Annotated in this window: 27 protein-coding genes; 8 read left to right on the forward strand and 19 right to left on the reverse strand. The window is 42.2% G+C overall.

Annotated features, from left to right (window positions below; translation table 11 throughout):
• Positions 1-73: 73 nt before the first annotated feature.
• The gene (locus ACF3OH_RS08460; RefSeq protein WP_392454050.1) at positions 74-3,091 is read right to left on the reverse strand and encodes a DNA polymerase III subunit alpha; all 3,018 of its coding nucleotides are present in this window, start codon (positions 3,089-3,091) and stop codon (positions 74-76) included.
• Between the two features lie 9 nt (positions 3,092-3,100).
• On the reverse strand, positions 3,101-4,027 hold the full coding sequence (locus ACF3OH_RS08465) for a bifunctional oligoribonuclease/PAP phosphatase NrnA (RefSeq protein ID WP_204590300.1): 927 nt from the start codon (positions 4,025-4,027) through the stop codon (positions 3,101-3,103).
• A gap of 90 nt (positions 4,028-4,117) precedes the next feature.
• Between ACF3OH_RS08465 and ACF3OH_RS08470 the strand changes: the two genes are divergently transcribed.
• Positions 4,118-4,420 carry a YtpI family protein gene (locus ACF3OH_RS08470; protein WP_392454051.1) on the forward strand — a complete coding sequence of 101 codons (303 nt, stop codon included), beginning with the start codon at positions 4,118-4,120 and terminating at the stop codon, positions 4,418-4,420.
• A 37-nt stretch (positions 4,421-4,457) separates the two neighbouring features.
• On the opposite strand, the gene ACF3OH_RS08475 is transcribed toward ACF3OH_RS08470, so the two are convergent.
• On the reverse strand, positions 4,458-5,765 hold the full coding sequence (locus tag ACF3OH_RS08475) for a DRTGG domain-containing protein (RefSeq protein ID WP_392454052.1): 1,308 nt from the start codon (positions 5,763-5,765) through the stop codon (positions 4,458-4,460).
• A 48-nt stretch (positions 5,766-5,813) separates the two neighbouring features.
• Positions 5,814-6,491 carry a metal-dependent hydrolase gene (locus tag ACF3OH_RS08480; protein ID WP_392454053.1) on the reverse strand — a complete coding sequence of 226 codons (678 nt, stop codon included), beginning with the start codon at positions 6,489-6,491 and terminating at the stop codon, positions 5,814-5,816.
• A 95-nt stretch (positions 6,492-6,586) separates the two neighbouring features.
• Between ACF3OH_RS08480 and ACF3OH_RS08485 the strand changes: the two genes are divergently transcribed.
• Positions 6,587-7,672 (forward strand): M24 family metallopeptidase, encoded by a 1,086-nt coding sequence (locus ACF3OH_RS08485; RefSeq protein WP_392454054.1) that lies wholly within the window; start codon positions 6,587-6,589, stop codon positions 7,670-7,672.
• A 349-nt stretch (positions 7,673-8,021) separates the two neighbouring features.
• On the opposite strand, the gene ACF3OH_RS08490 is transcribed toward ACF3OH_RS08485, so the two are convergent.
• The 3 genes from ACF3OH_RS08490 to ald are packed head-to-tail and all read right to left on the reverse strand — an operon-like array spanning position 8,022 to position 9,750.
• Positions 8,022-8,219 carry a CrcB family protein gene (locus ACF3OH_RS08490; RefSeq protein WP_392454055.1) on the reverse strand — a complete coding sequence of 66 codons (198 nt, stop codon included), beginning with the start codon at positions 8,217-8,219 and terminating at the stop codon, positions 8,022-8,024.
• Entirely contained in the window at positions 8,216-8,572 is a 357-nt protein-coding gene (locus ACF3OH_RS08495) for a CrcB family protein (RefSeq protein ID WP_392454056.1), read from the reverse strand. The genes ACF3OH_RS08490 and ACF3OH_RS08495 overlap by 4 nt, the downstream gene beginning before the upstream one ends.
• Before the next feature lie 56 nt (positions 8,573-8,628).
• A complete protein-coding gene (ald, locus tag ACF3OH_RS08500) occupies positions 8,629-9,750 on the reverse strand; it encodes an alanine dehydrogenase (RefSeq protein ID WP_392454057.1) in 1,122 nt (373 codons plus the stop codon).
• Positions 9,751-9,918: 168 nt separating this feature from the next.
• On the opposite strand from ald, the gene ACF3OH_RS08505 reads away from it, so the two are divergent.
• Complete coding sequence (locus ACF3OH_RS08505; RefSeq protein ID WP_204590461.1) at positions 9,919-10,380, forward strand: universal stress protein; 462 nt, start codon at positions 9,919-9,921, stop codon at positions 10,378-10,380.
• Positions 10,381-10,599: 219 nt separating this feature from the next.
• On the opposite strand, the gene ACF3OH_RS08510 is transcribed toward ACF3OH_RS08505, so the two are convergent.
• From ACF3OH_RS08510 to sppA, 5 genes are read right to left on the reverse strand one after another with little or no spacing between them, the layout of a single operon-like run.
• Complete coding sequence (locus tag ACF3OH_RS08510; protein WP_204590462.1) at positions 10,600-11,793, reverse strand: acetate kinase; 1,194 nt, start codon at positions 11,791-11,793, stop codon at positions 10,600-10,602.
• A 32-nt stretch (positions 11,794-11,825) separates the two neighbouring features.
• Positions 11,826-12,740, reverse strand: coding sequence for a class I SAM-dependent methyltransferase (locus tag ACF3OH_RS08515; RefSeq protein WP_392454059.1), 915 nt, complete (start codon positions 12,738-12,740; stop codon positions 11,826-11,828).
• Between the two features lie 57 nt (positions 12,741-12,797).
• Positions 12,798-13,307, reverse strand: coding sequence for a thiol peroxidase (gene tpx, locus ACF3OH_RS08520; protein ID WP_204590464.1), 510 nt, complete (start codon positions 13,305-13,307; stop codon positions 12,798-12,800).
• A gap of 35 nt (positions 13,308-13,342) precedes the next feature.
• Positions 13,343-13,852, reverse strand: a complete 510-nt coding sequence (locus ACF3OH_RS08525; RefSeq protein WP_392454061.1) for an RDD family protein — start codon at positions 13,850-13,852, stop codon at positions 13,343-13,345.
• Between the two features lie 11 nt (positions 13,853-13,863).
• Complete coding sequence (sppA, locus tag ACF3OH_RS08530; protein WP_392454063.1) at positions 13,864-14,877, reverse strand: signal peptide peptidase SppA; 1,014 nt, start codon at positions 14,875-14,877, stop codon at positions 13,864-13,866.
• Positions 14,878-14,985: 108 nt separating this feature from the next.
• Here sppA and ACF3OH_RS08535 point away from each other — a divergent pair, with 108 nt between their 5' ends.
• The gene (locus tag ACF3OH_RS08535) at positions 14,986-15,792 is read left to right on the forward strand and encodes an NAD kinase (protein ID WP_392454065.1); all 807 of its coding nucleotides are present in this window, start codon (positions 14,986-14,988) and stop codon (positions 15,790-15,792) included.
• Here the strand turns inward: ACF3OH_RS08535 and rarD are convergent.
• Positions 15,787-16,680 (reverse strand): EamA family transporter RarD, encoded by an 894-nt coding sequence (rarD, locus tag ACF3OH_RS08540; RefSeq protein WP_392454067.1) that lies wholly within the window; start codon positions 16,678-16,680, stop codon positions 15,787-15,789. The genes ACF3OH_RS08535 and rarD overlap by 6 nt on opposite strands.
• A 159-nt stretch (positions 16,681-16,839) precedes the next feature.
• Between rarD and ACF3OH_RS08545 the strand changes: the two genes are divergently transcribed.
• Positions 16,840-17,193: a hypothetical protein gene (locus tag ACF3OH_RS08545; protein WP_392454069.1), complete on the forward strand. Its 354-nt coding sequence runs from the start codon at positions 16,840-16,842 to the stop codon at positions 17,191-17,193.
• A 177-nt stretch (positions 17,194-17,370) separates the two neighbouring features.
• Here the strand turns inward: ACF3OH_RS08545 and ACF3OH_RS08550 are convergent, their stop codons facing one another.
• The 4 genes from ACF3OH_RS08550 to ezrA all read right to left on the reverse strand — a co-directional run bounded on the left by ACF3OH_RS08550 (position 17,371) and on the right by ezrA (position 21,742).
• On the reverse strand, positions 17,371-17,574 hold the full coding sequence (locus ACF3OH_RS08550; RefSeq protein ID WP_392454071.1) for a small, acid-soluble spore protein, alpha/beta type: 204 nt from the start codon (positions 17,572-17,574) through the stop codon (positions 17,371-17,373).
• 79 nt (positions 17,575-17,653) lie between these two features.
• Complete coding sequence (gene thiI / locus ACF3OH_RS08555) at positions 17,654-18,859, reverse strand: tRNA uracil 4-sulfurtransferase ThiI (RefSeq protein WP_204590470.1); 1,206 nt, start codon at positions 18,857-18,859, stop codon at positions 17,654-17,656.
• The gene (locus tag ACF3OH_RS08560) at positions 18,856-19,998 is read right to left on the reverse strand and encodes a cysteine desulfurase family protein (protein WP_392454073.1); all 1,143 of its coding nucleotides are present in this window, start codon (positions 19,996-19,998) and stop codon (positions 18,856-18,858) included. The genes thiI and ACF3OH_RS08560 overlap by 4 nt, the downstream gene beginning before the upstream one ends.
• A gap of 43 nt (positions 19,999-20,041) precedes the next feature.
• On the reverse strand, positions 20,042-21,742 hold the full coding sequence (ezrA, locus tag ACF3OH_RS08565) for a septation ring formation regulator EzrA (RefSeq protein WP_392454075.1): 1,701 nt from the start codon (positions 21,740-21,742) through the stop codon (positions 20,042-20,044).
• Between the two features lie 109 nt (positions 21,743-21,851).
• Between ezrA and hisJ the strand changes: the two genes are divergently transcribed.
• Positions 21,852-22,655, forward strand: a complete 804-nt coding sequence (hisJ, locus tag ACF3OH_RS08570; RefSeq protein ID WP_392454077.1) for a histidinol-phosphatase HisJ — start codon at positions 21,852-21,854, stop codon at positions 22,653-22,655.
• 9 nt (positions 22,656-22,664) lie between these two features.
• Positions 22,665-23,144, forward strand: coding sequence for a GAF domain-containing protein (locus tag ACF3OH_RS08575; RefSeq protein ID WP_392454079.1), 480 nt, complete (start codon positions 22,665-22,667; stop codon positions 23,142-23,144).
• 254 nt (positions 23,145-23,398) lie between these two features.
• Here the strand turns inward: ACF3OH_RS08575 and megL are convergent, their stop codons facing one another.
• Positions 23,399-24,595 carry a methionine gamma-lyase gene (gene megL / locus ACF3OH_RS08580; protein WP_392454081.1) on the reverse strand — a complete coding sequence of 399 codons (1,197 nt, stop codon included), beginning with the start codon at positions 24,593-24,595 and terminating at the stop codon, positions 23,399-23,401.
• Positions 24,596-24,934: 339 nt separating this feature from the next.
• Here megL and rpsD point away from each other — a divergent pair, with 339 nt between their 5' ends.
• Positions 24,935-25,537, forward strand: a complete 603-nt coding sequence (rpsD, locus tag ACF3OH_RS08585; protein ID WP_378142458.1) for a 30S ribosomal protein S4 — start codon at positions 24,935-24,937, stop codon at positions 25,535-25,537.
• A 374-nt stretch (positions 25,538-25,911) separates the two neighbouring features.
• Here the strand turns inward: rpsD and ACF3OH_RS08590 are convergent, their stop codons facing one another.
• Positions 25,912-26,100: a hypothetical protein gene (locus tag ACF3OH_RS08590; protein ID WP_204590476.1), complete on the reverse strand. Its 189-nt coding sequence runs from the start codon at positions 26,098-26,100 to the stop codon at positions 25,912-25,914.
• Positions 26,101-26,169 lie beyond the last annotated feature (69 nt).

The following is a 26,169-nucleotide window of genomic DNA, read 5'->3' on the forward strand; positions in this document are numbered from 1 at the left end:
ACCACTCACATGTAGTAGCATACCGTATTTTTTTCATGCTGACAACAAAAAAAACCGCCAAATATCTTGGCGGTTAGACAGATTCTACTGTTGAAACGATTAATTGCATTCTTCCGTTTCTTTGGTCAAGCTTTCCTTGTATCTTGTAGACCTGTTGCTCTTTCAGCTGCACATTGACAACAGCAAATGTCTCTGGGAAAAAGGTGATGTCAAGTTCATTACGTTCATCTTCTATCACAGCAAAAGCCATTGCTTGACCTTTTTTTGTGCGGATTTTTCGGATTTCCTTAAGGAGTCCTATGACTTTTACCTGCTTACCAATCTGTTGTCCGATTTCATCTAAAGACTGTAAAGGAGGATGGAGCTTTGACCGAAATTCCTCTACTGGATGTGTTGAAATATAGGTCCCCACCACTTCTTTCTCATACGCAAGTTTATAGACTGTCGGCATTGCTGCACTCTCTGTATATTTGGGTTCTCCAAAAGAGGCAATCGATCCAGACAACAAATCTACTTTATCACTTGGTCGCACAAGTTCCGCATGCATGACAGCTGGATCAAGACTTGCAAGTAGAACAGCTCGATCTTTCCTTAAAAAATCTAGTGCTCCAGCTTTAATAAGTGGCTCAATTGTTTGACGCGTGAAATGCACTGCTGATAAATCAGAAGCGAGTTCAAATAACGATTTCCAAGGCGACTGCCTGAGTTTTCTCACTTCAAGAAGCTTAACTAAAAAGGGTTTTGAAATGCCTTTGATGCTGCTTAATCCAATTCGAATTCCCTCACCGTCAACAGTAAATCGTGTTGAACTTTTCCAAAGATCTGGAGGCAGAAGTGGAATCGATCGCCGCTTCATCTCACGGAATAGTGCCAACTGTTTGTCACGATTGCCAGCTGATGAAGTAAGTAACGTAGCATAAAAGATTTTTGGATAATGGGCTTTGATATACGCCATTTGCATCGCAATTAAACTGTAAGCTGTCGCATGGCTTTTTGGGAATCCGTACTCAGAAAAACGTACAATCAATTCATATAAATTTGATGCAACCGATTCATCAACTTGTTGTCGACGTGCCGAATCTACAAATTTCTTTTTCTCGCTCATCAAAACGGCTCGATCTTTTTTACTCACTGCTCGGCGCAGCAAATCCGCTTCGGCATATGTATATCCTGCAACTGCACGTGCAATTTGCATGATTTGCTCTTGATAGACAATGATTCCATAGGTTTCCCGTAAAATCGGCTCAACTGATGGATGGGGATAGCTCACCTTTTCTTGACCTTTTTTCCGAGCAGCAAAATTCGGAATAAATGCCATTGGTCCTGGTCGAAACAAGGCATTTACAGCTACAACTTCACGGAATGACTCTGGATTCACAACCGTCAACGCCTTGCGCATTCCGGCGGATTCAAACTGAAATACGCCAAGTGTGTCACCGGATGCTAGAAGCTTTAATGCTCCTCTATCTTCTCTATCAATTTGCTCGGTACGAAAAGAGACGTTCTCAGTTTCTCGTATCCGCGCTGTCATTTGCTCGATCAACGTCAAATTTCGGAGTCCTAAAAAGTCCATTTTCAACAGTCCCGCTGCTTCTACTTCTTTCATTGTCCACTGCGTCAAATACATACCATCTTGATGCTCTTCAATTGGTACAACATCGACAAGTGGTACTGGTGAAATAATGACACCTGCAGCGTGAACAGTAACATTGCGCGGCATCCCTTCAAGCCTTGTTGCCAGGTCAAGCCAGAGCGCATGTTTCTCATCACGGGCTACAAAGGCTTGTAATTCTCTATTTTCTGCAAGCGCTTTTTGCAGGGATGACACTTGAGAAGGTATGGCTTTTGATAAAAAACTTAATGTTTCTTGTGAAAATTCCATCACCCGGGCTACTTCGCGAGCAACTGCTTTTGTTGAGAGTGTTCCAAACGCTAAAATCTGTGCAACGTACTGAGCACCATATTTATCACGCACATAAGCAATCACTTCATCACGGCGATAATCTGTAAAATCCACATCAATATCGGGAAGTGAGACACGCTCTGGATTTAAAAAACGCTCAAACAATAAACCATACTCAAGAGGATCGATACCAGTTATCCCAAGAGCATAGGCAACTAATGAACTTGCAGAAGAACCGCGACCTGGTCCGACAGAGATTCCTTTTGACTTTGCATAGTGAATAAAATCTTGCACGATTAAGAAATAATCACTGTAGCCCATCTTCTCAATGATAGATAGTTCGTAGTCGAGTCGCTCCTGATAAGCCGTAGGTAAATTCCCCATCAATTTCTCTAATCGACCATAGCTCAGTTGGCGCAAGTAGTCCACAGTATTCGCACCTTCAAGCATAGGGAATTTCGGTAGTAAAGGCGTTTCAGATACCAAGGAATAGGATGAGGAAAACAACTTATAAAATGACTGATCCCATCCTTTTAGATTTGCGAACAATTCTTCCCATTGAGTTGTCGAATAAAGGGAATGAACCTCGGCCTCTGCTACTTCATGCAATTTTTTGCCTTGGTCAAGTGCTTGCAAAAGGCGATAGGCTAATTGGTCGTCTTTGGTCTCAAGCTGCGCAGGAGCGTATGGCATCACAAAAGGATGATTGGACTTTAACTGCGCTATAAATTCTTCGTCCGTTGCTGTTTCAAACGAGATAGCTGGAACAGTAGTGGGAGAATACAATGCGGAGAGTTGTGGGTACACGTGTCGCGTCGTTACAAGTAATGAAACCAATCCTTCAGAATACGCCGTAAACCATTTTTGTGGAACGGCTGGCACATGTCTCGTCTCGATAGCGCTTGAGAGCTTCAGTAAGTTTTTCCACCCTTTTTGTGTGCGCGCGTAACTCACCACTTCCACCCGCTCCCCTTCATTAATTTCCAATTGATAGCGAAGACCAATGATAGGTTGGATATTGCGTTTTACCATTTCAGAGTGAAACGCCTGCACCCCATAAAGGGTAGAATTGGTTAGTGCAGCTAATTTAATAGCATTTTTACTCAGATGGTCCCCTAGACGATCTAGCCGGATCGTACTTTGTAATAGATCCATCGATGTAATAATTTGTGGATAGCAGATCGTCATAGGCCCCTCCTATAAGTGATACATTTCGTTTAAGACATCTTCTACTTCATTCCATTCGTAAATCGTGGCACCAGAGGCTAGTGGGTGACCACCGCCATTAAACTTTTTAGCAATGCCGTTAATCACTGGGCCTTTAGAGCGTAAACGAACGCGAATACTCTCAGAATCTTCAATGAAAAACACCCATGCCCGCATGCCTTGAACATCTGCAAGAGCACTCACTAAAAGAGATGCTTCAGATTGACTTACGCCATATTCTTCAAGTAGACGCTTCGATAATTTCACATGCCCGATGCCATTTTTCATCTCAAAATTCTCGTACACGTATCCTTTTAATTTCAATACATTTGGAGACACTTCATACATCTCATTAAATAATTTCGTACGATCGAAATCATAGCCCATTAGTTCTCCTGCATAGCTCATCGTTTTGAGTGATGTACTAGTGAACATGAATCGACCAGTGTCCCCTACGATTCCTGCATACAGGAGCCGTGCTGCTTGATCCGGAAGTGTCCAGTCTTCTTGCTGCTCTCCTGTTTTGAATAACGAGTAAATAATTTCGCTAGCTGAACTTGCTTGTGTATCTACATACACGATATCTCCATAGGGATCTTCGTTTGGATGGTGATCAATTTTAATCAAGAATTCCCCTTTTTTATAGCGTTCATCATCGATTCGTTCTGTGTTTGCAGTATCTGTTACGATAATCAAGGCATTTTCAAATGCAGAATCCGGAACAACCATTGGTTTTGCAAGATAATCTAGAGTTAAATCATGTTTGCCTGTTACATAGATCTCTTTTTCTGGGTAGTTGTGCTTGAGTAGCATGTGAAGGCCGATTGAGGAGCCGTACGCATCTGGATCAGGTCGAACGTGGCGGTGAATCACAATTTTAGAATAGTGTTTAATTTTGTCCAGTATTTGACGATGCATATAGTTTCCTCCTGTAGAGTCGTTCCCAAATGTCGCATTTTCATGTAAAAGTCGTTAAACTAGAGAAAGCACGGTTTTGGAGGGAAACGAATGAATTCAATATTAGTAATTGCTATAGTTATCTCTATTGTATGGTATTTCTATTTTAAAACAAGACAATTTCGAACGGATCTTCCAATACGTAAGAAGTGGTATGCAGCTAAAGCAAGTAGTTGTTTAGGCGCCTTCGTCTTCTTATTTGGATTAAATTATGTTTTTTTATTTCCAGAAACGTTAACATACGTTATTGCGGGTATCTTTATGGCACTCGGTGGATATATGGCTGTCTTTAATTATAAAGCGTCGAAGCATTATGGGAAGTATGTGCAAGAAGAGTTTGAATTGAATCAGTGAGTGAAAACCGTTCTGCCATAAGTGGCAGAACGGTTTTTTAATGGTCGAATATTTGATACGTAATAAGAGCTTTCCCTACAAGTTGTTTATCGTTATATGCCTCTACATCCACTTTCGCCATACGCCGAGTAAAATCGAGAACTTTCGGATACAATTTGATATTCGCTTCTAGTGGAACCGGCTTGGTATGGTAAATCGTAATATTTTCAACAACACTTTCGATGCGCTTTTTCGTGCGCAATGCTTGAGATCCTGCTTCTGCCAAAACAGTAGTAAAAGCTCCATAGGACAAGGTTCCAAAATGATTCGTCATTTGAGGTGTCACCGTAAAAGCTGTTCCTGATTTTTCATCAGTTGCAGGCGTCATTTGAGACTTGATCAAATCATCAATCGTCTCTCCGTTTTGTGGCTGGCGTGAAGATGCTTGCAATGCTTTTAAAACATCTTGCCTACTGATGATACCTTTTAGTCGGTTCGAGTCATCAACGACCGGAAGAAGGTCAATACTCTCCCACACCATTCTGTGGCTCGCTGCTGCAACACTCGTCGTCAATGTGATAACAATCGGGTTTTTCGTCATCACCTTGTCGATTGTATCCATACTTTGTGCGTCTATTACATCTCGTGCCGTTACGACTCCTACAACTACATCTTTTGAATCAAGAACTGGATACCCTCCGTGGCTTGTTGTGCTGTTCAGTTCACGATATTTCTCAACCGTATCTGTGACATGCAGATATGCAGTCTGTTCTTTTGGTATAAAGATGTCTTCTATTAATAGCACATCTTTTTTGATCAATTGATCATCAATTGCGCGGTTAATCATTGTTGCTACAGTGAATGTATCGTAGCTTGTTGAAATTAAAGGCAGTTCTAGCTCGTCGGCTAAGCGTTTAGACGATTCCGGCACGTCAAATCCTCCGGTTACTAGCACAGCCGCTCCAGCTTTGAGCGCATGTTCATGAACTTTGTAGCGATTTCCGACAATCAACAGGTTTCCAGGATCCACATAGCGCATCATGTCATCGACTTGCATGGCACCGATCACAAATTTACTTAATGACTTATGTAAACCTGATTTCCCGCCAAATACTATTCCATCTACAATGTTCACAACTTCTGCGAAAGTTAAACGCTCGAAGTTTTCTTTGCGTTTCACTTCAATACGAATTGTCCCCACGCGTTCAATCGTTGAGACGAGTCTACGATTCTCCGCTTCTTTTATAGCGCGGTAAGCAGTTCCTTCACTGACTGTTAAATCCTTTGCAATTTGCCGAACCGAGATTTTATCTCCAATAGGTAACGACTCGATGTAACTCAAAATTTGCTCGTGCTTTGTTGCCACTGTCTTTCACGTCCTGTCTGGTTGGTGCTCTTATCTTACCACAGTCTACTAAAAACGAACCTCTTCCCCGGCTTTAAGAAGTTGAACATCAGCACTGTGTACAAGAGATTTGAAATGTTCAGGGTCTTGTTCGATTGGTGGAAAAGTATTGTAGTGCATAGGCACAACGATCTTTGGTTCAATAAATTCCACCGCGCGTGCAGCATCACGAGGTCCCATCGTAAAGTTATCACCAATTGGTAAGAAAGCAAGATCAATGCCGTGCTCCCCGATTAATTTCATGTCACTAAACAACCCTGTGTCTCCAGCATGGTAAATCGTTTTACCTTCAATCTTCAAGAGTAATCCCGCTGGCATACCGGTATAGTGTACTGTCCCCTCATTGTCTGTATAAGAAGAACTGTGGAAGGCTTGTGTAAACTTTACAGTTCCAAAATCAAACTCTCGGCTCCCGCCAATTCCCATGCCATGTGTGTCTGCACCTTGAGTAGCTAAATAATCCGCCAGTTCAAATGTTGCAATAACAAGTGCGCCATGGTCTTTGGCCAGATGAATTGTATCGCCAACATGGTCATTATGGCCATGAGTTAAGAGAATATGTGTAGGTTTTTCATTCTTCGCTTGCAAATCTGTCTGTCCGTTCCCCGTAAGAAATGGATCAATTAAAATTGTGTGCTCTCCAGTTTCAATTTTTACAACCGAATGTCCATGGTACGAAATTTTCATAGGAATCACTCCAATAGTCAGATTTTACTGCTAACTTTTATTCTACTATGTTAGGATGGAAAATAGGTAGTCATATACATAGGAGGTCTTTTCACATGCAGAAGATTACAGCTCTACAACATCACTTGAAACAGCAACAGGTCGACGCAGCTTTTATCACACATCCCGATAATGTTTTCTATTTCACAGGGTTTCGTAGCAATCCCCACGAACGATTACTCGGGGTATTCATTCCTGCTGATGGTGAAAGTTTTTTAATTTGCCCTCAAATGGAAGTACCAGATGCAAAAGAATTCTTTAGTGGCCAGTTGATAGGACATGTAGATACTGAAAACGCTTGGGATAAACTTGTCTCATCGTTTACAGTTCCTGTCGCAAAGCTTGCGATTGAGAAAAGCCACATGACGGTTGAACGGATGGAATTTTTAGAAAGTCGCATCCAAGGCGTGACATTCTCTGGTATTGATGACGTCGTGACGGAAATGCGTTTGATCAAAACGGAAGAAGAACTCGTCCATCTTCGTAAGGCAGCAGAACTTGCCGATTATGCGATTGAAGTTGGATGCTCACTGATTGCAGAAGGAAAAACAGAGATGGAAATTTTGTCTGAAGTGGAGACCGCAGTTAAAGCAAAAGGTGCGGATGGCATGTCCTTTAGTACGATGGTACTGAGCGGATTGAAAACAGCATCTCCTCATGGAACGCCCGGTAATCGAAAAATCCAAAAAGGCGACTTCATCCTCTTTGATTTAGGTGTTATCGTGAATGGCTATTGTTCGGATATCACGCGTACCGTAGCATTTGGTGAACCAACGGAAGAACAGCGCACGATTTACCAAACAGTGAAAGAAGCGGAAGTAAAAGCCGTATCACTTGTTAAAGCTGGAGTGTTCGCGAAAGATTTGGATAAAGCAGCACGCGACATTATTACGTCGGCAGGATACGGAGAATATTTCACACATCGTCTTGGACATGGTCTTGGCATTTCGGTTCACGAATTCCCATCGATTCACGGGGAAAATGATATGGCTTTACGCGAAGGAATGGTCTTCACAATTGAGCCAGGTATTTACCACCCGGAAGTAACGGGTGTGCGAATAGAGGATGACGTTGTGGTTACGGCAGATGGTGTGGAAGTTTTGACGAAGTTTACGAAGGAATTACTAGTTTTAGATGTGTAGAACGGCACTCTAGCTGGCCTCAATCTCTGGCGCTGCGGCAGGCACCAAATAGGAACTGCTGGTAATTGGTGACAGGCACCAATTTTACGGGTGGCGTTTTTATGGTTATTCACCAATTGTGTCGAGAGATTCGCTGGATAAGTCGAGAGATTCGCTGCCTAAGTCGAAAGATTCGATGGCTATTTGCTGACGTTCACCACTTCCTGATATTATGGAAACTATTTGATTTAAATGGTGCTGATGAAATACCCCAAACTTACAGCAATAAGTGTCGAAGCCCATGTGACTAGGCCGTAGCGAAGCGGTCGATCACTTGTAGCTGCTTCTAGAGCAAATGTTGAAACCGTACTCAGTGCGCCGCAAAACCCGACAACAAAAAATGCCAGTCCCTCCCCCCTTGGATAGAAGGAATGCATATGCCGATAGAAAAAGAAGCAAGGAGATTTGCTAGGAGTGTTCCAAATGGGAATCCTCTATTAAAACGACTGAACGCGTAACGAACACCCGCCCCAAGACCTCCTCCGATTGCAAGAAATACGATAATCATGCCGCACGCCCCCTCTTTAACACGAAGCGCGCAACAAGCACACTACCATGCAGCGTTAGACCCACATAGACTGCGTATACTAGAAACTCCCCTTGCTGAATCAATTGCAATGCTTCCCAATTAAAAATGGACATCGTTGTAAAACCACCGAGCACACCCGTCATCCAAAATTTCCGCCAATTGTCTTGAAGCATTTCAAAACGAATAAGAGAAATTCGTGCAATCATCGCACTCCCGAGAAGGTTCGCAATCAATGTGGCAATGGGAATCCCGAACAGTCCAAACGGAATACTATACGACAAACCTGCTCGTAACAAAGTGCCAACAGCCCCACCTAGCATGACAAATAGCACTCGAACCCCTCCTTCCAAAAAAGAAAGCTGATTCACTAAGAATCAGCTCTACATCATTAGATAACTGCAAGTACATCATTTACATCGCGGTACTCAATGCCTTGTGCATCTGCTACTGCTTTATAGACACATACTCCGTTTAATGTATTTAATCCTTTTAATAGAGAAGGATTGTCTAAACATGCTTGCTTGTAGCCTTTGTTTGCGATTTGTAGTGCATAAGGAACTGTTGTATTCGTCAAAGCAATTGTTGACGTACGTGGTACAGCTCCAGGCATATTTGCTACTGCATAGTGAACGACTCCGTGTTTACTATACGTAGGCTCATCATGTGTAGTAATGCGGTCAGATGTTTCAAAAATACCACCTTGGTCGATTGCGATATCAATCACAACAGAACCTGGTGTCATTGACTTAATCATTTCTTCTGATACTAATTTCGGTGCTTTCGCCCCCGGAATTAGAACAGCTCCGATCACTAAATCTGCATTTTTTACAGACTCCGCGATATTGTAAGGATTTGAAATCAATGTATGAACAGTCGCTCCAAACATTTCATCTAATTGACGAAGACGCTCTGGGCTAAGGTCGATAATTGTTACGTTTGCTCCAAGGCCGACTGCCATCTTCGCAGCGTTCGTTCCTGCAATTCCGCCACCGATGATTGTTACATTTGCACGTTCAACGCCTGGAACCCCACCTAAAAGAATCCCTTTTCCGCCGTTGATTTTTTCAAGGTATTGCGCACCTAATTGTGTCGCCATACGACCAGCTACTTCACTCATCGGAGTTAGGAGTGGAAGTGAGTTGTTTGGTAATTGAACCGTCTCATAAGCAATAGCTGTAACATTTTTCTCAAGTAACACTTTTGTTAATTCTGGTTCTGGCGCAAGGTGAAGGTATGTAAACAGAACTTGATCCTTTTGAATCAATTCATATTCAGACGCAACCGGTTCTTTTACTTTCATCACCATTTCTTGCTGCCATGCTTCTTGCGCAGTCGCTACGATATGTGCGCCTGCTTTTGTGTAATCTTCATCTGTAAAGCTAGAACCAAGTCCAGCACCTGCTTGAATATATACTTCGTGACCGCTTGAAACTAGAGTTACGACTCCAGCTGGTGTCATCGCGACACGGTTTTCATTGTTTTTTACTTCTGTTGGAACGCCAATTTTCATTCGAACTGCCTCCCTTTCTTCAAATCAAATCCATTTTAGCAAATTGTAAAAAAAAAAGCTCTAGTTATTTTTTTAGTAGTTTCTTAAATTGTTCACAAATTAAAAAAGGAGATTTGGAAAGTCTTGTCGAAAGGTATAAGTGAATTCATTTATAAGGAGGATTTTCAAATGACACTAACGTACAACGAAATTTTAGTAGCAGTGGATGGTTCAAAAGAAGCGGAGCTTGCCTTTAAGAAATCAGTAGCGATTGCTTCCCGAAACAATGCAACACTTCACCTCGTGAACATTATTGATACACGTTCATTTGCGGCAATTGAAGCGTATGACCGTTCGATTGCAGAACGAGCACAAAATTTTGCTGAAGAGCTACTAGATGGATACAAGAAAGAAGCAGAAAAACATGGTGTGGCGAATGTTCACGTTATGGTTGAGTACGGTTCACCGAAAACTATGATTTCGAAAGATCTTGCGAAGAAAGTGAACGCAGACTTAATCATTGTGGGTGCTACTGGTTTGAATACTGTAGAACGTTTCTTGATCGGTAGTGTTTCTGAAAATATTGTTCGCTCCGCGAAGTGTGACGTATTGGTAGTACGAACAGATTCTCAGTTTGATGATGTAGAATAAGTAAAGTTAAAAAACAGCGCCATCTCTGGAGTAATTTCTAGAGATGGTGCTGTTTTTGGTTGGATAAATAAACTTGAGTTCCATTGCGGGTCTGCTTTCCGAGGGCGCGCGTGAGTCTCCTCGGCGGAAGAACGCGCCTGTGGGGTCTCACGTTCCGCTTTTTGATCCCTCCGGAGTCAGCCCCTCCACTCCACTCAACTTCATTTTAATAAAACTAGTTTAATCTAAATCTGCAACACGCACGGTGTCACGGACAATCATGATTTCTTCGTTTGTAGGGATGACAAGCACTTTAACCGGTGAGTGCGGATAATTGATTGGTGTTTCTTTACCAATCTGCTCGTTCAACTCTGGGTCCATGTAGACACCCATGAACTGAAGACCTTCGAGTACTTTGGCACGAATGATTGAACTGTTTTCTCCAATACCTGCCGTGAAAATAATTGCGTCTACACCATTCAAGCGGGCAGCATACGAGCCAATGTACTTATGAATACGATCCGCGAAAACATCTAGTGCAAGCTGCGCACGGTCATTGCCTTTTTCAGCTTGTTCGACGATATCGCGCAAATCACTAGAGAACCCTGAGACGCCAAGCATCCCAGACTTTTTATTTAATACATCCAGTACTTGCTCCGCACTTTTTCCTGTCTTCTCCATCAAAAATGGAATGAGTGACGGATCGATATTCCCTGAACGCGTTCCCATTGTTACACCAGCAAGTGGTGTGAACCCCATTGATGTATCAATAGATTTTCCATATTGAATCGCCGCAATACTTGCTCCATTCCCGAGGTGACATGAAATAAATCGTGTCGTCTCAATCGGGCGGTTTAATAGTTCAGCCGCTCGCTCTGAAACATATTTATGCGACGTGCCGTGGAAGCCATATTTCCGAATGCCGTAGTTTTCATAATACGAATACGGGATTGAATACAAAAATGAGCTTTCTGGCATTGTTTGATGGAAAGCTGTATCAAATACAGCAACAGCCGGCACATCTGGCAACGCTTTTTTAAAGCTTTGAATGCCTGTAATATTCGCAGGATTATGAAGAGGTGCAAGTTCTGAAAGTTCCACGAGCTTGTCAATAATCTCATCTGTAATCATGACCGAATCACTATACACTTCCCCGCCATGGACGACGCGGTGGCCGATTCCATGAATATCATGTAAGGAAGAAATAGCGCCTGTTTCAATCAAAGCGGCCATCAATAAATCTACAGCTACTTCATGATTAGGGATCAGCTCTTCTTTTTTCACTTTGTTACTGCCAACAGAGACTGTAATGTAGGAATCAGCGAGTCCGATTCGCTCAATCAAACCTTTCGCTACAATTTCTTCGTCTGGAGTGCGAACAAGCTGAAATTTTAAACTAGAGCTTCCTGCATTAATGGCTAAAATATTTTTCATAAGATCTTCCTCTCCACACCATTTCTTTTAGTTTACTTCCACTGACGCACTTTTTCAAAGAACAACTCCATGCCTTTTTTATTGGACAGGGTTGGAACTTGCGCAAGTAAAACATCACGTTTCGGTCGCGTTTTCTCCATGTCTTTTCGTAGCACGATCAGTGCTTTAGCAGAAGCCTCTGATTTGAAAAGCTCTTTTGGTAGTTGGAAGACAGCCTCTAACTGGCCTACTTTTGAAATGAACGTATGCAGATTTTGTGCTTCTTTAGACGAGAACAAATTGGTTGGTACAAAAAATATCAATGTTCCCCCGTCTTTTGTGTAGTTCATAGATTGTTCAAGAAAGAGGTGATGGGCGTAGGCATGTTGTTCAGACCCACGCAGCTCGAAAGTTTCTGCGTGCTCATCGTCTGGATAATAGCCAACAGGTAAATCACTGACAACAACATCAACAGGATCAAGTAACAATGGACGCAGTGAATCCTGTAAAAACAGCTCAACAGGCTGATTGAGAAGCTCGGCTGTCTGGGAAGCCAGTTGAATGAGTAGTTCGTCAATCTCACTGCCATAAAGGCCAACTTCTTTTCCTTCTAGATGATTCGCGACTGTAAATAACAGATTGCCTGTTCCAATGGCGGGATCAAAAATGCGGACTGAAGATTGTTGTTCGGTTAGTTCTTGTACTAGAAATGCAACGAGCATCCCAAGAGCATCAGGTGTCATCTGGTGATTCGGTTGTGATGATTTACGCATACCCTTTAATATAGCTAACTGGATGGCACGGCGTTTTTCCTCACGAGATGCCTCGATGCCGGTAAATTCTTCACTTCCAAGTAACCAGCGTTCAAGACCAAAGACAACACCTTCTAAATACGTGCCTTGTCCTGAGTTCTCAATTTGTTCAGCTGCTGTATTGAGTTTTGTAAAATACTGTTCTACTGCGTTCATAGTCTACTCCTTTTCGTAACGTAAAAGATGCCCACTTCGAGGAAGTGGGCACGTCTATTATTTCCCTGCTGCTTCTTTCACAGCTTCAATTGCTTTTTCATAATCCGGGTGGTCTGTTCCTTCAGGCACATACTCGACATATGTGACTGTGTCGTTTGCATCCACAACGAAGATTGAACGTGCTAGTAAGCGAAGTTCCTTCATCGTAACACCGTATGCTTCACCGAACGATAAATCGCGGTGATCAGACAATGTACGCACTGCATCGACTTCGTTTGCTCCACACCAGCGCTTTTGTGCAAATGGAAGGTCGTTTGAAATCGTTAAGATTTCTACGTTGTCTCCCATGCTTGCTGCTTCACTGTTGAACTTATTCGTTTGTGTCGAGCAGACGCCTGTATCTAAAGAAGGTACTACACTAATCAAGCGTACTTTTCCTGCTGAATCAGCTAGTGTCACTTCAGATAAATCGTTTGCAAGCACTTTAAAGTCTGGTGCTTTGTCTCCTACTTTTACCTCGTTTGCTGGTAATGTCATAGGATTTCCTTTAAATGTTACTGATGCCATCTATGAACCGCCTCCTTTTTCACTCTGCTATCATCTTACTGTACAGGGTTCGGTTGGTGCAACTGATTCGGTTGTTCCACCGGTTTTGGAAGCTGAAGTTTCGCGTAATCTTCTTCATGTAAGACAATGGTATCTGCAATGAAGTCGTGGATTGCCTGCTTTTTTGGTGTAAATCCGACAATAATGTACGGCAAATTGAACGGTATGACCGACAAAATTCGCCCGACACTCTCACGGAATAGCACGGTTACAAAGTTTGGTTTTTCATATGTTACGGTAGATACCCGAATTCCCATAATCATTTTTCCAAGCGTTTGTTGTAGGAAGAATGTCATCAATGTGAAATAGGTATAAAAGATGATTACCGAAACAATCGTAATCGGCGCATACCAGAGAGATGCGTTTAAATCGAGTCCTGTTAAACGAAATATCGGACGCACAACAAGCCAGCCAATACTTGCAACGATCAATAAGTCAAAAAGATACGCCCAAAAACGCGTCCAGAATCCTGCATATTTTGGTCGAAAATCTGTGATTGTTTCCATCAGCGGCCTCCTTACTGCTCACCGTATAAGTACATCATGCGAGGAGCTTGATTGTCTGTGATCAACTTTGAGATTAATTGTGTTTCAATATCTAGACCTAGGAATGAACGGGCTTTGACACCAAATAATGAGCTCAAGCTTTGATCTTGTGTAAATTCGAACACTTCTGCATTTGGAATATCTAAGTCTTCTTTGAGTGCTGCGATGACATCTTCTTCGAATCCATAATCATCTGCAAGGTTCGCTTCAATTGCTTGACGACCATTTAGAATTCGCCCATCTGCGACTGCACGGACCTCTTCTTCTGTCATGTTACGTCCTTCTGCAATGATACGGACAAACTCTTCGTACGAATCATTGATCATTTCTTGAAGCATTTCTTCTTCTTCCGGAAGCATTTCACGTGTTGGACTTAAAATATCTTTGTAAGGACCTGTTTTAATTGTCACGAAGTCCACGCCATAACGTTCTGCAAGTTCTCCATAATTGATGCTTTGTAAAATAACACCGAGTGAACCTGTCATCGTTTCGCGCATCACGAAAATCTTATCAGCAGGTGCTGAAATGTAATAGCCACCTGAAGCTGCCATACCACCCATCGACACATAAATCGGCTTTTCAGTTTCATCTTTAATTTTCATAAGTTCTTTATAGATTTCAGCTGATTCCACCACGCCACCGCCTGGAGAGTCTACAGATAGTACAATTCCTTTTACAGACGGATCATTTTTCGCCTCTTCCAGTTGTGCTAAGAAAAATCCGTGGTTATAGCCAGTTGTTCCTAATAGGCTTGATGCAGATCCCGTGTCTTGAATGACTCCTTCCACACGTAACACTGCGATCCGGTCTGTCACGTCTCCAGGTTCAATGACCGATGTTGTCATTGAATTCATGAGTGTTGCTTCATAATCATCTAACCAAGATGAAAAATCTGTAGAAAAAGCTGCGGATACTGAGTTGACGATGATGGATACAGCGACGAGTAGTGTCGCAATTCCTAGTGCGACCCAACGTTTTACATTCATAGTTGATTCCTCCTTGTTGTCTATTCCTTACTGTTTACGTAAAACATGCAGAAATGTTTCATTCCGTGGTAAATTAAATATAGAAACCTCATGAAAGGGGCGAATAGAGTGAAAAAACGTAACGCTCTTTATATTTATGCCAAAAACGACAAAGCTTCACAACAACTTCGACAAGAATTAGGAACTGCGATTGATGCTCAAGGGTTAGAAGTAGTGCTATCTCCTGAGGAAGCGTCGATTATTGTAAGCGTCGGTTCAGACGGAAGCTTCCTTCAAGCTGTGCGGAAAACAGGGTTTCGCCAAGACGTATTATATGCAGGTATCTCCACTTCTGGAACACTTGCGATGTACTGTGATTTTTTATTAGAAGAACTGCACTTCCCGAATATGGCAGATGCGATTATCCAAGACCGCGTCGAAGTGCGTAAATATCCAGTCATCGAAATAACCGTTAACGGAGAACCGCATTTTTATTGTTTAAATGAATTTGCGATTCGTTCAAACATCATGAAGACTATTGCGATGGATGTTAAGATTGACGACATACTTTTAGAAACGTACCGTGGTGACGGAATTGTAGTTTCAACACCTACGGGAAGCTCTGCTTATAATAAATCATTAGGCGGTGCTGTTGTGGATCCTCAGCTTCCATGCTTCCAGGTGACTGAAGCAGCTTCTATGAACAACAATGAATACCGTTCATTAGGTTCGCCATTTATTTTAAGTGGCAATCGCACACTGCGTTTAGAACTTCACGACGATTGGAACGATTATCCGACGATGTCTACAGACAATGAAGCACTCAGTATTCAGCACGTGAACACGATTGACATTCGATTGAGTGAGCGCGTTGTGAAAACGGTGAAATTGAAAGACAATAGCTACTGGGAAAAAGTAAAACGCTCATTTTTATAATGAGCGTTTTATTTGTATAAATTTGGATACCGAAAACAAAACAAGCGCTACCCAGATAAAACTAAAGCCCGTCCATTCCATGTTTGAGAACGGTTCATTGTAAAGAACAACACCGAGCACCAACATGATGGTCGGAGCAATGTATTGAATAAAGCCTGATAAATACAGGGGAATTCGCTTTGTTCCGCTTGCATAGAGTAGCAGCGGTAATGCAGTAGCTACGCCAGAGAACATTAACAAAAGCATTGTAATCGGCTCGCTTTCAACGAATTGAAGAGAGTCTTGCGTGAATAAGTAGGCTAAATAAATGAAGGCAAACGGTAAAACAAAAAATGTTTCAATGGCAAGGCCTGTAATCGCTCCTACTTTTGCTTGTTTTTTAATCAATCCGTAAAATGCAAAACTCCCTGCAAGCACTAGGGAAATCCAAGGCAACTCTCCATATGTATAAGTTAAAATCATAACTCCAGCAGCTGCAATTCCTACGGCTGCTTTTTGTGCGTCACTTAATTTTTCTCCAAGAAAAACGATTCCTAGTAACACAGAAATCAATGGATTAATGTAGTAACCTAGACTGGTCTGCACAAGTTCCCCACTGTTCACAGCGAAGATAAATGTGAACCAGTTCGCCGTCACTAAATAAGATGCAATCATCAAGCTAAAAAAAGCTTTTTTGTCTGCCCACAGATTCGTCAAGTCCGTCTTTAGTTTCGGAATATCACGAAGTACAGTGATTAAGAGGACTGTAAATATGAATGACCAGACGATGCGGCTTGCTAAAATTTCATCACTGGAAATGTGTTGTACAGTCTTCCAGTAGATCGGCATGAGCCCCCAAAGAAGGTAGGCTAGAAAAACCTGTGCGATGCCTTTTTGTTCAGTTATCATGATGAGTACCTCGTATTTATTTTTAGTTTCGAAATAATGGTTTCAGTGTATCACTTCAGTTTGTTGAAGTAAACGACAGAATTTCAGGATTATTTATAGTAGCTCTTTTGTGGTGACAGGTACGTTTTGGGAACTGCTGGTAACCCACGATGTTGTTAAATGGGGATTTTCAATAAATATCGAGGCAAAATGGTGCCTGTCACCGAGTTTAGATTTGATGTGCAACTTTTGAATTTTAGTGATGCACTTTTCGGATTTACTGCTGAATCTGCTTGTGGGGGGAAGTGCCTTGGTTGCTATATGCTTTTCTTCATTGCTGAAATGGTGACAGGATCCAAAGAAACTCCCGGAAGTCAGGGCGCTATTTCCCGGGCCGTTGGAGTTTTCACGAGACCCGGCAACGAAGATGAAAGTGCTGTTCTTTCATCTTACGTGGGGAGGCTCGAGGAAAATCCCCCAGGAAATGGCGTCCTGGGTGGAGGGAGTTTCTTGAGTGGCGTTCTCCACATCTAAAATGTAATCGAGTTGCGAACGCCAGAAACACGCTCCGGAATCAGCCGCACTCGCAAAGGCTGAAGAGCGCCTTCACGGGCACGTCTGATTTCTTCGGAGTTTCTTGAGTGGCGTTCTCCACATCTAAAAAATAAAAAAATCCGAACAACCCACAGTGTGAGTCATTCGGATTCTCCGTTAGCTTTGACGACCGTTGTTTAATTGTTGCTCAGCCATCTGAACCAAACGTTTCGTAATTTCGCCACCAACTGAACCATTCGCACGTGAAGTGGCATCTGGACCTAACTGTACGCCAAACTCTTGAGCGATCTCATACTTCATTTGATCAAGCGCTTGTTTTACACCAGGTACCGCAAGCTTATTTGAGTTGTTGTTTGCCATGTGTGTGTCACCTCCTTGTGCAAATAGAATGAACCGAATTCGCGAATTCATACATTTTGCTACAAGGAAATTTTCTCATTTATAATAACTCGTCAAACTCTGGCTTTTGTTCTTTTTGTGGGAAGCGGAACACTTCACGATTCGCCACTGCTTTTTCGATACGCGCATCGAATGTTTCAAAGCTTTCGTAGAACGTCACTTTTTCAAGTTTTGGTTTTGTTTTCGGTGCACTTGGCACAAAAATGGTACAGCAATCTTCGTATGGTAAAATCGACGTTTCATATGTGCCAATCTGTTCAGCAAGTTGAATAATCGTCGATTTATCTTCTGCAATCAATGGACGTAAAACAGGAGTCGCCGTAACTTCATTGATAGCTGTTAATGATTCCAATGTCTGACTCGCTACTTGACCAAGGCTTTCCCCAGTAACAATTGCAAGAGCTCCAATGTCTGCACGCACTTGATCCGCAATTTTTAACATCATGCGTCGAGTAGTGGTCATTGATACATTTTTTGGAATTTGCTGTTGAATCGCTTCTTGAATTTCAGTAAATGGAATGACATGGAGACGCACAGTCGCACCGAAGTGACTTAACTTTTCGGCTAAGTCTTTCACTTTATCTAATGATCGCTCACTCGTGTATGGCGGACTATGAAAATGGATGGCATCCAAACGCACGCCACGTTTTAACATCATATATCCTGCTACTGGACTGTCGATTCCACCAGACAACATAAGTAACGAGCGACCATTTGAGCCAACTGGCATTCCACCAGCACCTGCAATAGTTTGTGCAGAGATATACGCTGCATCTTGCAAAATTTCAATTTTAATCGTGTAATCTGGATTTTTCATCTTTGCCGTCAATCCATCAAAATGACGCAGTACTTGACTCGCAACTAGATGCTGAATCTCATTCGTTTCATGCGGGAAGCTCTTATCCGAACGCTTAACTGTTACTTTGCATGTCTTCCCTGCTGTTTCTAATTCCTCTAAAATTGCAATTGCAGTTGCTGCCATTGCATCAATTGTTTTCTCAGTTTTCGCGACGGGACTGAATGATTGAATCCCAAATACTGCTGGAAGACGAGTTAATAACTTTTGCATGTCTGCATCTGTATCTGTCATTAAAAACATTCTGTCGCGCTCTGCTTGCAAGCGAAGCGTTGGAATATCCTCAAACGAAAAACGAATATTGTCTCGTAGACGATTCGTAAATTGACGACGATTACGCCCTTTTGTTGAAAGTTCACCGTAGCGAACTAAAATTCGATCCCAATTCATACTTTTAAATTCCTTTCTAATTGCCGGAGGATTTCGTTCATCACATCTTGAAGCGTCTGAACATCCTGCTCGGTCGTGTCCTTCCCCATACTAATCCGAATCACACCATCAATCAACTCTTTTGAAAGTCCAATGGCTTCGAGCACATGACTTCTTGTCGTTTTTTTCGATGAACATGCACTGCTTGTTGAAACATAAATCCCCTTCTTTTCTAGTGCGTTGACAAGTACTTCTCCCGTCACGCCTTTCACTGCAATCGTTACAATATGTGGGGCAGAACTGGCAGGTGTCAAAACAGTGACAAATGGGTGTTCATAAAAGAAAGATACAAGAGACGCTTTTAATCTTGCTAAATGGGTGGAAGTTTGTTCTAAAGATTCCACAGCTAGACGAAAAGCTTTAGCAGTCGAGACAGCTTGTGCGACAGCAGTAGTGCCGCTTCTTAAGCCGAACTCTTGTCCACCTCCATGAATGAGTGGTTCTAAATGGATTTTCGAATGACATGCCACTATGCCAGTACCTTTTATCCCGTGAAATTTATGCGCGGATAATGTGATCCAATCTACCGGAAGACTATCAAAATCTACAACTATCTTTCCAACGCTTTGTACGGCATCTACATGAAACACTGCTCGAGAACGTGCTCGTGCCACTTTCACTAACTCACGAATAGGCTGTAATGTGCCCAATTCATTGTTTATATGTTGAATAGAGATGACGGACGTATCCTTTCGAATCTTGCGCTCGAGCTCTTCTACAAGCACCATACCGTCAGTGTTCACTTCTAACCATTCCACTTCAAATCCTCTAGTAGATAAATACTTCCCCACTTCTAAAACAGACGGATGCTCTACTGCGGAAATGAGGATGTGCTTTCCAATAGATTCACGGTCCACAGCCGCTTGTTTCAACACAAAGTTCGCGCCTTCTGTTCCTCCCGAAGTAAAAAGAACAGATTTGGAGTCTGTTTTTAAAAGACCGGCAATTTGCGCTCGGGCTGATTCCAATAATTTGTTTGCCTTTTCTCCACCTTCATGAATAGAAGATGGATTAAACCAAAATTCTTCATTGACCTTTAGAAATGCAGCTAAAACTTCCGTGTCCGGTTTTGTTGTAGCACTATTATCTAAATAAATCATCGTGTTCCACCTCCATAACAAAAAGCTGCCAAAGCGGCAGCTTTTAGTGATTCCATTGTTGTTCTTTCATCATCTTTTGAATCTTTTTTAGTGCCCCAGGTTCTGCTTCTTCCACCGCAATTCCAGCTTCTTCAAGAGCCTTTGAGTAGCGTTTTTGACGGAAGGCATGTTCCGCTTCAAGTAGCTTCACATTGACAGCCGTATTTGTAGTCCGGTATCGATTTCCGTATTGAATGATGCGCTCAACTAGTAAGGCATTTTCAAACATTTCATCTGCTTTCGCAACTGCTTCTTGAACAGCGCCTTCTGCCTTTTTCATATTCGTGTCAACAGTGGTCATATTAAGAGGTACCTCTTGCAAGTTCTGCTCAACGACAAAGATGTTTTCATCCGCTTCTTCAAAGCGTGCATCGATTTCTTCTGGAACGCCTGGTAAGTTCGCCTTTTGTAGGCTGCGTTCTTTTACGTGCAACGTTCGCTTAAGTTCGACAATTTTTGCACGAGCGGTATTCTCATCAATTCGTAAGTTCTTTAAACGGTTGTGGAATTCACTTTGAATTTCATCTTGTTCACCTGTTAATTGGTCGAGTTCACGCAATTCTTCTTCTAAAGAAGAGTAAGCCGAACGCTCTTCACTCAAGCGTGTTTGAATAAGTGTCATTTTTGATTCAGCTGTCGCTAATTTTTCTAAACACTTCACAGGAATCGCTAGTTGCTCGTCTGTTAAATGATAGCTCTGACGGACATAATTCGCTTCTTCTTGTGCTGTAAGTGTTTGTTGTTTTGTATGATCTAAACGCTCTGCAATTGCAAGGTGATGTTGATCGACATAAGCTTTTGCTTTCACTTCTTTTTCAAGCAAATCATAAAATGATTCCAATTCATCTTTCATTTCTTCGACCCGGCGTTTAACTGGACCAACCGTCAGCTCTGCAATTTGTTGCTTTAGCTGAACTAACTCTGATTCCATCGCATCAAGTTTATGTGAGATTTCTAGATGATCTAAGAAGTACCCTTGTGACTCCATTTCATTTTTACCTGAGCGTAGTTCATGCAAAGTTGCAGGAATCTTTGTAGACACTTCCGAAAACAATGTTGGAATGTCATGAAGTTTCGGGAATAATTGATCGCCTTTTTCACGTAAACGCATCACGACTTCACGTGCACTCATGTAATTCCCTTTCGATGTCAGCTCGTTGTATTCAGCCATCTCAGGTTGGAAGCTTTCAAGTTCTTTTTCAAGCGCTGAAAGAGCCTCTCCAAATGAATATTGATGGGCAAGTACATTTTTACGAGCACTTCGATATTGTTCTTGGATTTGTTCCATCTCAATCCGGTTCTTTTCTTCACTACCAATCAGATTATGTAATTCTTCCAAGATGGAATTCATCTTCTGTTCCGCTTTATGTAAACGGTCTCGAATATCTTGTTCGGTTTTCGATGCTTTTCCGAAACGCATTTTGTCGACAAACTCTTCTGTATCAAAAAGAAGGGAGTCGACTTCAGGAATGTCGTGGTCCATTACTTCATTCCAAAGGTTGCGCCAACGCTCAAACATCTCTTCTGTCTGCCCGTTCATATTGAGTTGCTTCACTTTTGTCATCTCTTCAAGTATCGGTTTGTGTTGAATCTGTTGTTTTTTATTGTCCAACTCATTGATTGTGGCGTTATGTTTTCTTCGAAATACAAGAATAACGACAATGGCCACAAGGATGACAATGAGTAGTGGGATAAGATATTCCATTAGAAGCCCCCTGTTCCTTTGTTCCAAACGCTTGTTGTTCTTCTAGTTTACCATGTTATGTTAAGATTGTTTCAATCTATTGTAACTATTTTTTGAGAGGATTTTCAAGATGAGACGTGACGGACATATTCATACACCGTTTTGCCCACATGGCTCTAAGGATAGTTTTGCCTTATATTGTGAACGAGCCATAGAGCTTGGCATCAAAGAAATTAGTTTTACCGAGCATGCCCCCCTTCCAGAAGGCTTCGTCGACACAACGCCAACTCGTGATAGTGGAATGGACTTACGAAATATAGAATCCTATATTACAGCTGTACGTGATGTGCAAAAAGCCTACTCTACTGACTTGGTCGTGAATGTGGGATTAGAGGTAGATTATATCGAAGGATTTGAACGTGAGACAACCAGCTTTTTAAACACGTACGGTCCTGAGCTTGACGATAGTATTCTATCTGTACATTTCTTAAAGCTTCCTATGAATGAGTATGTTTGCATTGACTACTCAAAAGAGCTTTATTTAGAGTCAGTCGCGCAACTGGGTTCTGCCGATCAGTTCTATTCACTTTATTACGCTACTGTGCTAAAATCTATTACAACTTCTCTCGGAAACTGGAAACCCAAAAGAATCGGACACTTTTCACTCATCCATAAATTCCAACACGCTCTGCCATCCTTCCCTGATGACACTGAGCAGTTGTTGCGCATTGTCGAAGCAATTAAGGACGCGAATTTAGAGATAGATCTGAATAGTGCAGGCTATGCAAAATCATTTTGTAAAGAGCCTTATCCTCCTTTACATATAGCACGCATTGCGAAATCTAAAGGAATCCCACTTATCTTTGGGTCCGACGCTCACATTGCACGTGACCTTCACCAGTTTTCGGAGCACTTTACTGAATTAGAGAAATGAGGAATGATGATGTTCACACAACAAGCTTATTCGGCTTCATTAGAAGAAAATTACGCACTTCTTGCTAAACAATTGGATGCGCTACTAGACGGTGAAACGAATCAAATCGCAAACTTGAGCAATGCTTCTGCTTTGTTAAATCAATTTTTGGATGATACGAATTGGGTTGGCTTTTATTTGATGCAAGACGGTGAACTGGTCCTCGGGCCTTTCCAAGGACTTCCGGCTTGTGTACGAATCGCAGTTGGACGCGGAGTTTGTGGAACAGCTGTAGAGAAAAACGAAACACTTCGTATTGAGGACGTTCATGCCTTCCCTGGACATATTGCATGTGACGCGGCTTCGAACTCTGAAATCGTTATTCCGCTTGTGAAAGACGGCGAAGTCATCGGTGTATTAGATATCGATAGTCCTTCAAAAGCACGTTTTACGGAAGTGGATCAAGCTGGTCTTGAAACGTTTGTAGATCATTTGATGAAACATCTCTAATTTTAAGTATAATTTGGAAAACCCTACAGCCAGAACGGCATTTCCTGGGTGAGTTTCCTCGAGCCTCCCCACGTAAGCTGAAAGAAGAGCACTTTCATCTTCGTTGCCGGGTCTCGAGAAAACTCAGATGGCCCGGGAAATGTCGTCCTGGCCTCCGGGTTTAATCAACATAAAAAGCCTTACTCATATAAACTATTGAAAAGGGAGTTTCTCATGATAATTGAGAGACTCCCTTTGTGCGTGTTTTTTATAAACTAGAATTGACTGGTGCCTTCTTTCGTAATAGCTTGAAAAGCTTTTTGTAAATCTTCGATGATATCATCCATGTCTTCAAGACCGACGGATAAGCGCAGCATGCCATTGTCGATTCCCATCGCAATTCGATCGTTTTCTGGTACTACAGAATGTGTCATCGTAGCAGGGTGTTGGATCAAAGTCTCCGCGTCGCCTAAACTTACTGCTACGTGGATTAGCTGCAACTGATTTAAAAATCGCTGGGCCGACTCGGTTCCTCCTTCTACTACAAAAGAAATCAAACCTCCCCCAGCAGTCATTTGTTTTCTCGCAATTTCCACTTGTGGATGGGCATCATCAAATGGATAGAATATCTTGGTGACACTCGGCTCAGTTTTCAAATACGCGAGCAATTTCTCAGCATTTTTCACATGGCGATCCATACGTACGTGAAGTGTTTTCAAACCACGCAAAATGAGCCAAGCATCAAATGGTGAAATAATTCCGCCGTAATCTTTTTGAACGGACATTCGAATTTGCTGCATCTCGTCTGCATCTTTTCCAACTAAAATACCTGCAATGACATCCCCATGACCATTCAAGTATTTCGTTGCACTATGGAGTACGAAGTCTGCGCCAAGTTCAAGCGGCTGTTGTAAGTACGGTGAGCAGAATGTATTATCCACAACCACCCGAATTCCACGTTCATTGGCCACTTCACAAACCAGCCCTAAGTCCACGATTTCCATCGTTGGATTGATTGGTGACTCTACATAAATTACTGTCGTATTCTCTTGGATTGCCGCTTCGATTTGCTCACGTGACGCTAGTGCTGATAGTGAATGTGTAATAGCGTATTTCGTTTCAAAAATACCGAGCAGTCCAAATGTGCATCCATAAAGACCTTTTGAACAAAGGATATGATCTCCCGTCTTTGTGAGATGAACAAGAATGGTACTAACTGCTGCCATTCCTGAACCGAATGCTAGTGCGCCTCCACCTTGCTCAAGCGCCATCATCCGTTTTTCCAACACATCGACTGTCGGGTTACCAAGCCGTGAGTAAATCCCCCCTGCCTCTTCCCCTGCAAATCTTCGTTGTCCTTGTTCAGCACTGTGAAAAGTAAATGTTGACGTTTGGTAGAGCGGCACTGTCAAACTGTCTTGGTGGTTGGCAGGATCCATCCCCTCATGGATCAAGCGTGTATCTTTTCTCATATGTTCAAGCACCCCTTTGAATGTAAACGCTTTCATTATTAGTTTACTCCGATAGAGGAAGTTCTGGCAATGGTTTTCCAAGAAGTCAGACCAGTAAAACTTGCTTGTCTAGCGAATCCTCTTGACAGTCTACAGTGGAAGTTATACAATGGTCTTTGTGTAAAATAAACGCAGCAGTTGTATGGCCAAGAGCCGCTAGTTTGTCCCACTCTATGTGGATGTGATACGTAACCCTTCGGCTGCATGGGCGAAATCACCAGATGACAAAATAGCCTTTTGACTGAATACAATTGGTTTTTATTTTACAACAAAATAAAACCAACAGAGGAGGAGACTACTATGTCTCGTTATACAGGTCCATCATGGAAATTGTCTCGTCGCCTTGGAATTTCTCTAAGCGGCACAGGTAAAGAATTAGAAAAGCGTCCTTACGCACCAGGTCAACACGGCCCGAACCAACGCAAAAAAATCTCTGAGTACGGCTTACAGCTTCAAGAGAAGCAAAAACTTCGTCACTCTTACGGATTAAACGAGCGTCAGTTCAAAACTTTATTCAACAAAGCTGCTAAGTTACAAGGTAAGCAAGGTGAGAACTTCATGGTTCTTCTTGAAACTCGCTTAGACAACTTAGTTTACCGTTTAGGTCTTGCTCGCACGCGTCGTGGAGCTCGTCAATTAGTAAACCACGGTCACGTTATGGTCGATGGCGCACGCGTTGATATTCCTTCATATTTAGTAAAACCAGGTCAAGAGATCTCACTTCGTGAAAAATCTCAAAACCTTACTGCTGTAAATGAAGCGATCGAAGTGAACAACTTCGTACCTGAATACTTAGAGTTTGACGCTGACAAAAAAGTTGGTAAATTCACTCGTCTTCCAGAGCGTAGCGAATTATCTGCTGAAATCAACGAAGCTCTTATCGTTGAGTTCTACTCACGTTAATCTGAGTAACTGCCTCCCTTTATGGGAGGTTTTTTTTATTTACCTTGTAAGTCGTCCACCTATCGAAACTGACCGAACAGTAACAAGCACATGAAAAATTCATTTTCACTGATTGCTCAAGACTTTGCTGGTAAGGGCTGATCAATGGTGACAGGCACCAAATGGGAGCTGCTGGTAAATGGTGACAGGCACCGAAGGCTGTGGTAAATGGTGACAGGTACCAAATGGGAGCTGCTGGTAAATGGTGACAGGCACCAAAGGCTAAAGAAACCCTCCCAGGAAATGGCGACCTGGGTGGAGGGATTTCGTAACTAAGAGCACCAGAATGAAATACAAAAACCCTGCCGCTCAAAATTGAGCGACAGGGTTTTCAATTACATAATTTCTTTAAAGATATAGCCATTCAAACGCTCATCACGTGTTACTTCGAGCTCGTCTCCAGGCTTTGCTTTGATCGTAAATTTATCCTTAGGAATAAAAATTCGTTCATTTGTTTCTTTCTCATTTAAAATGACAAAGAAATCATCAATTAGATTAACTACACAAATTTTTGTTTGAGACATACCGGTACTCCTTGCATAGGTTCATATATACTGTAAGTGTACCACATATACATCACAAAAAATTAGTCA

Origin of the sequence: Chryseomicrobium aureum, from assembly GCF_043182735.1 — a bacterium.
Taxonomy (GTDB): Bacteria; Bacillota; Bacilli; order Bacillales_A; family Planococcaceae; genus Chryseomicrobium; species Chryseomicrobium aureum.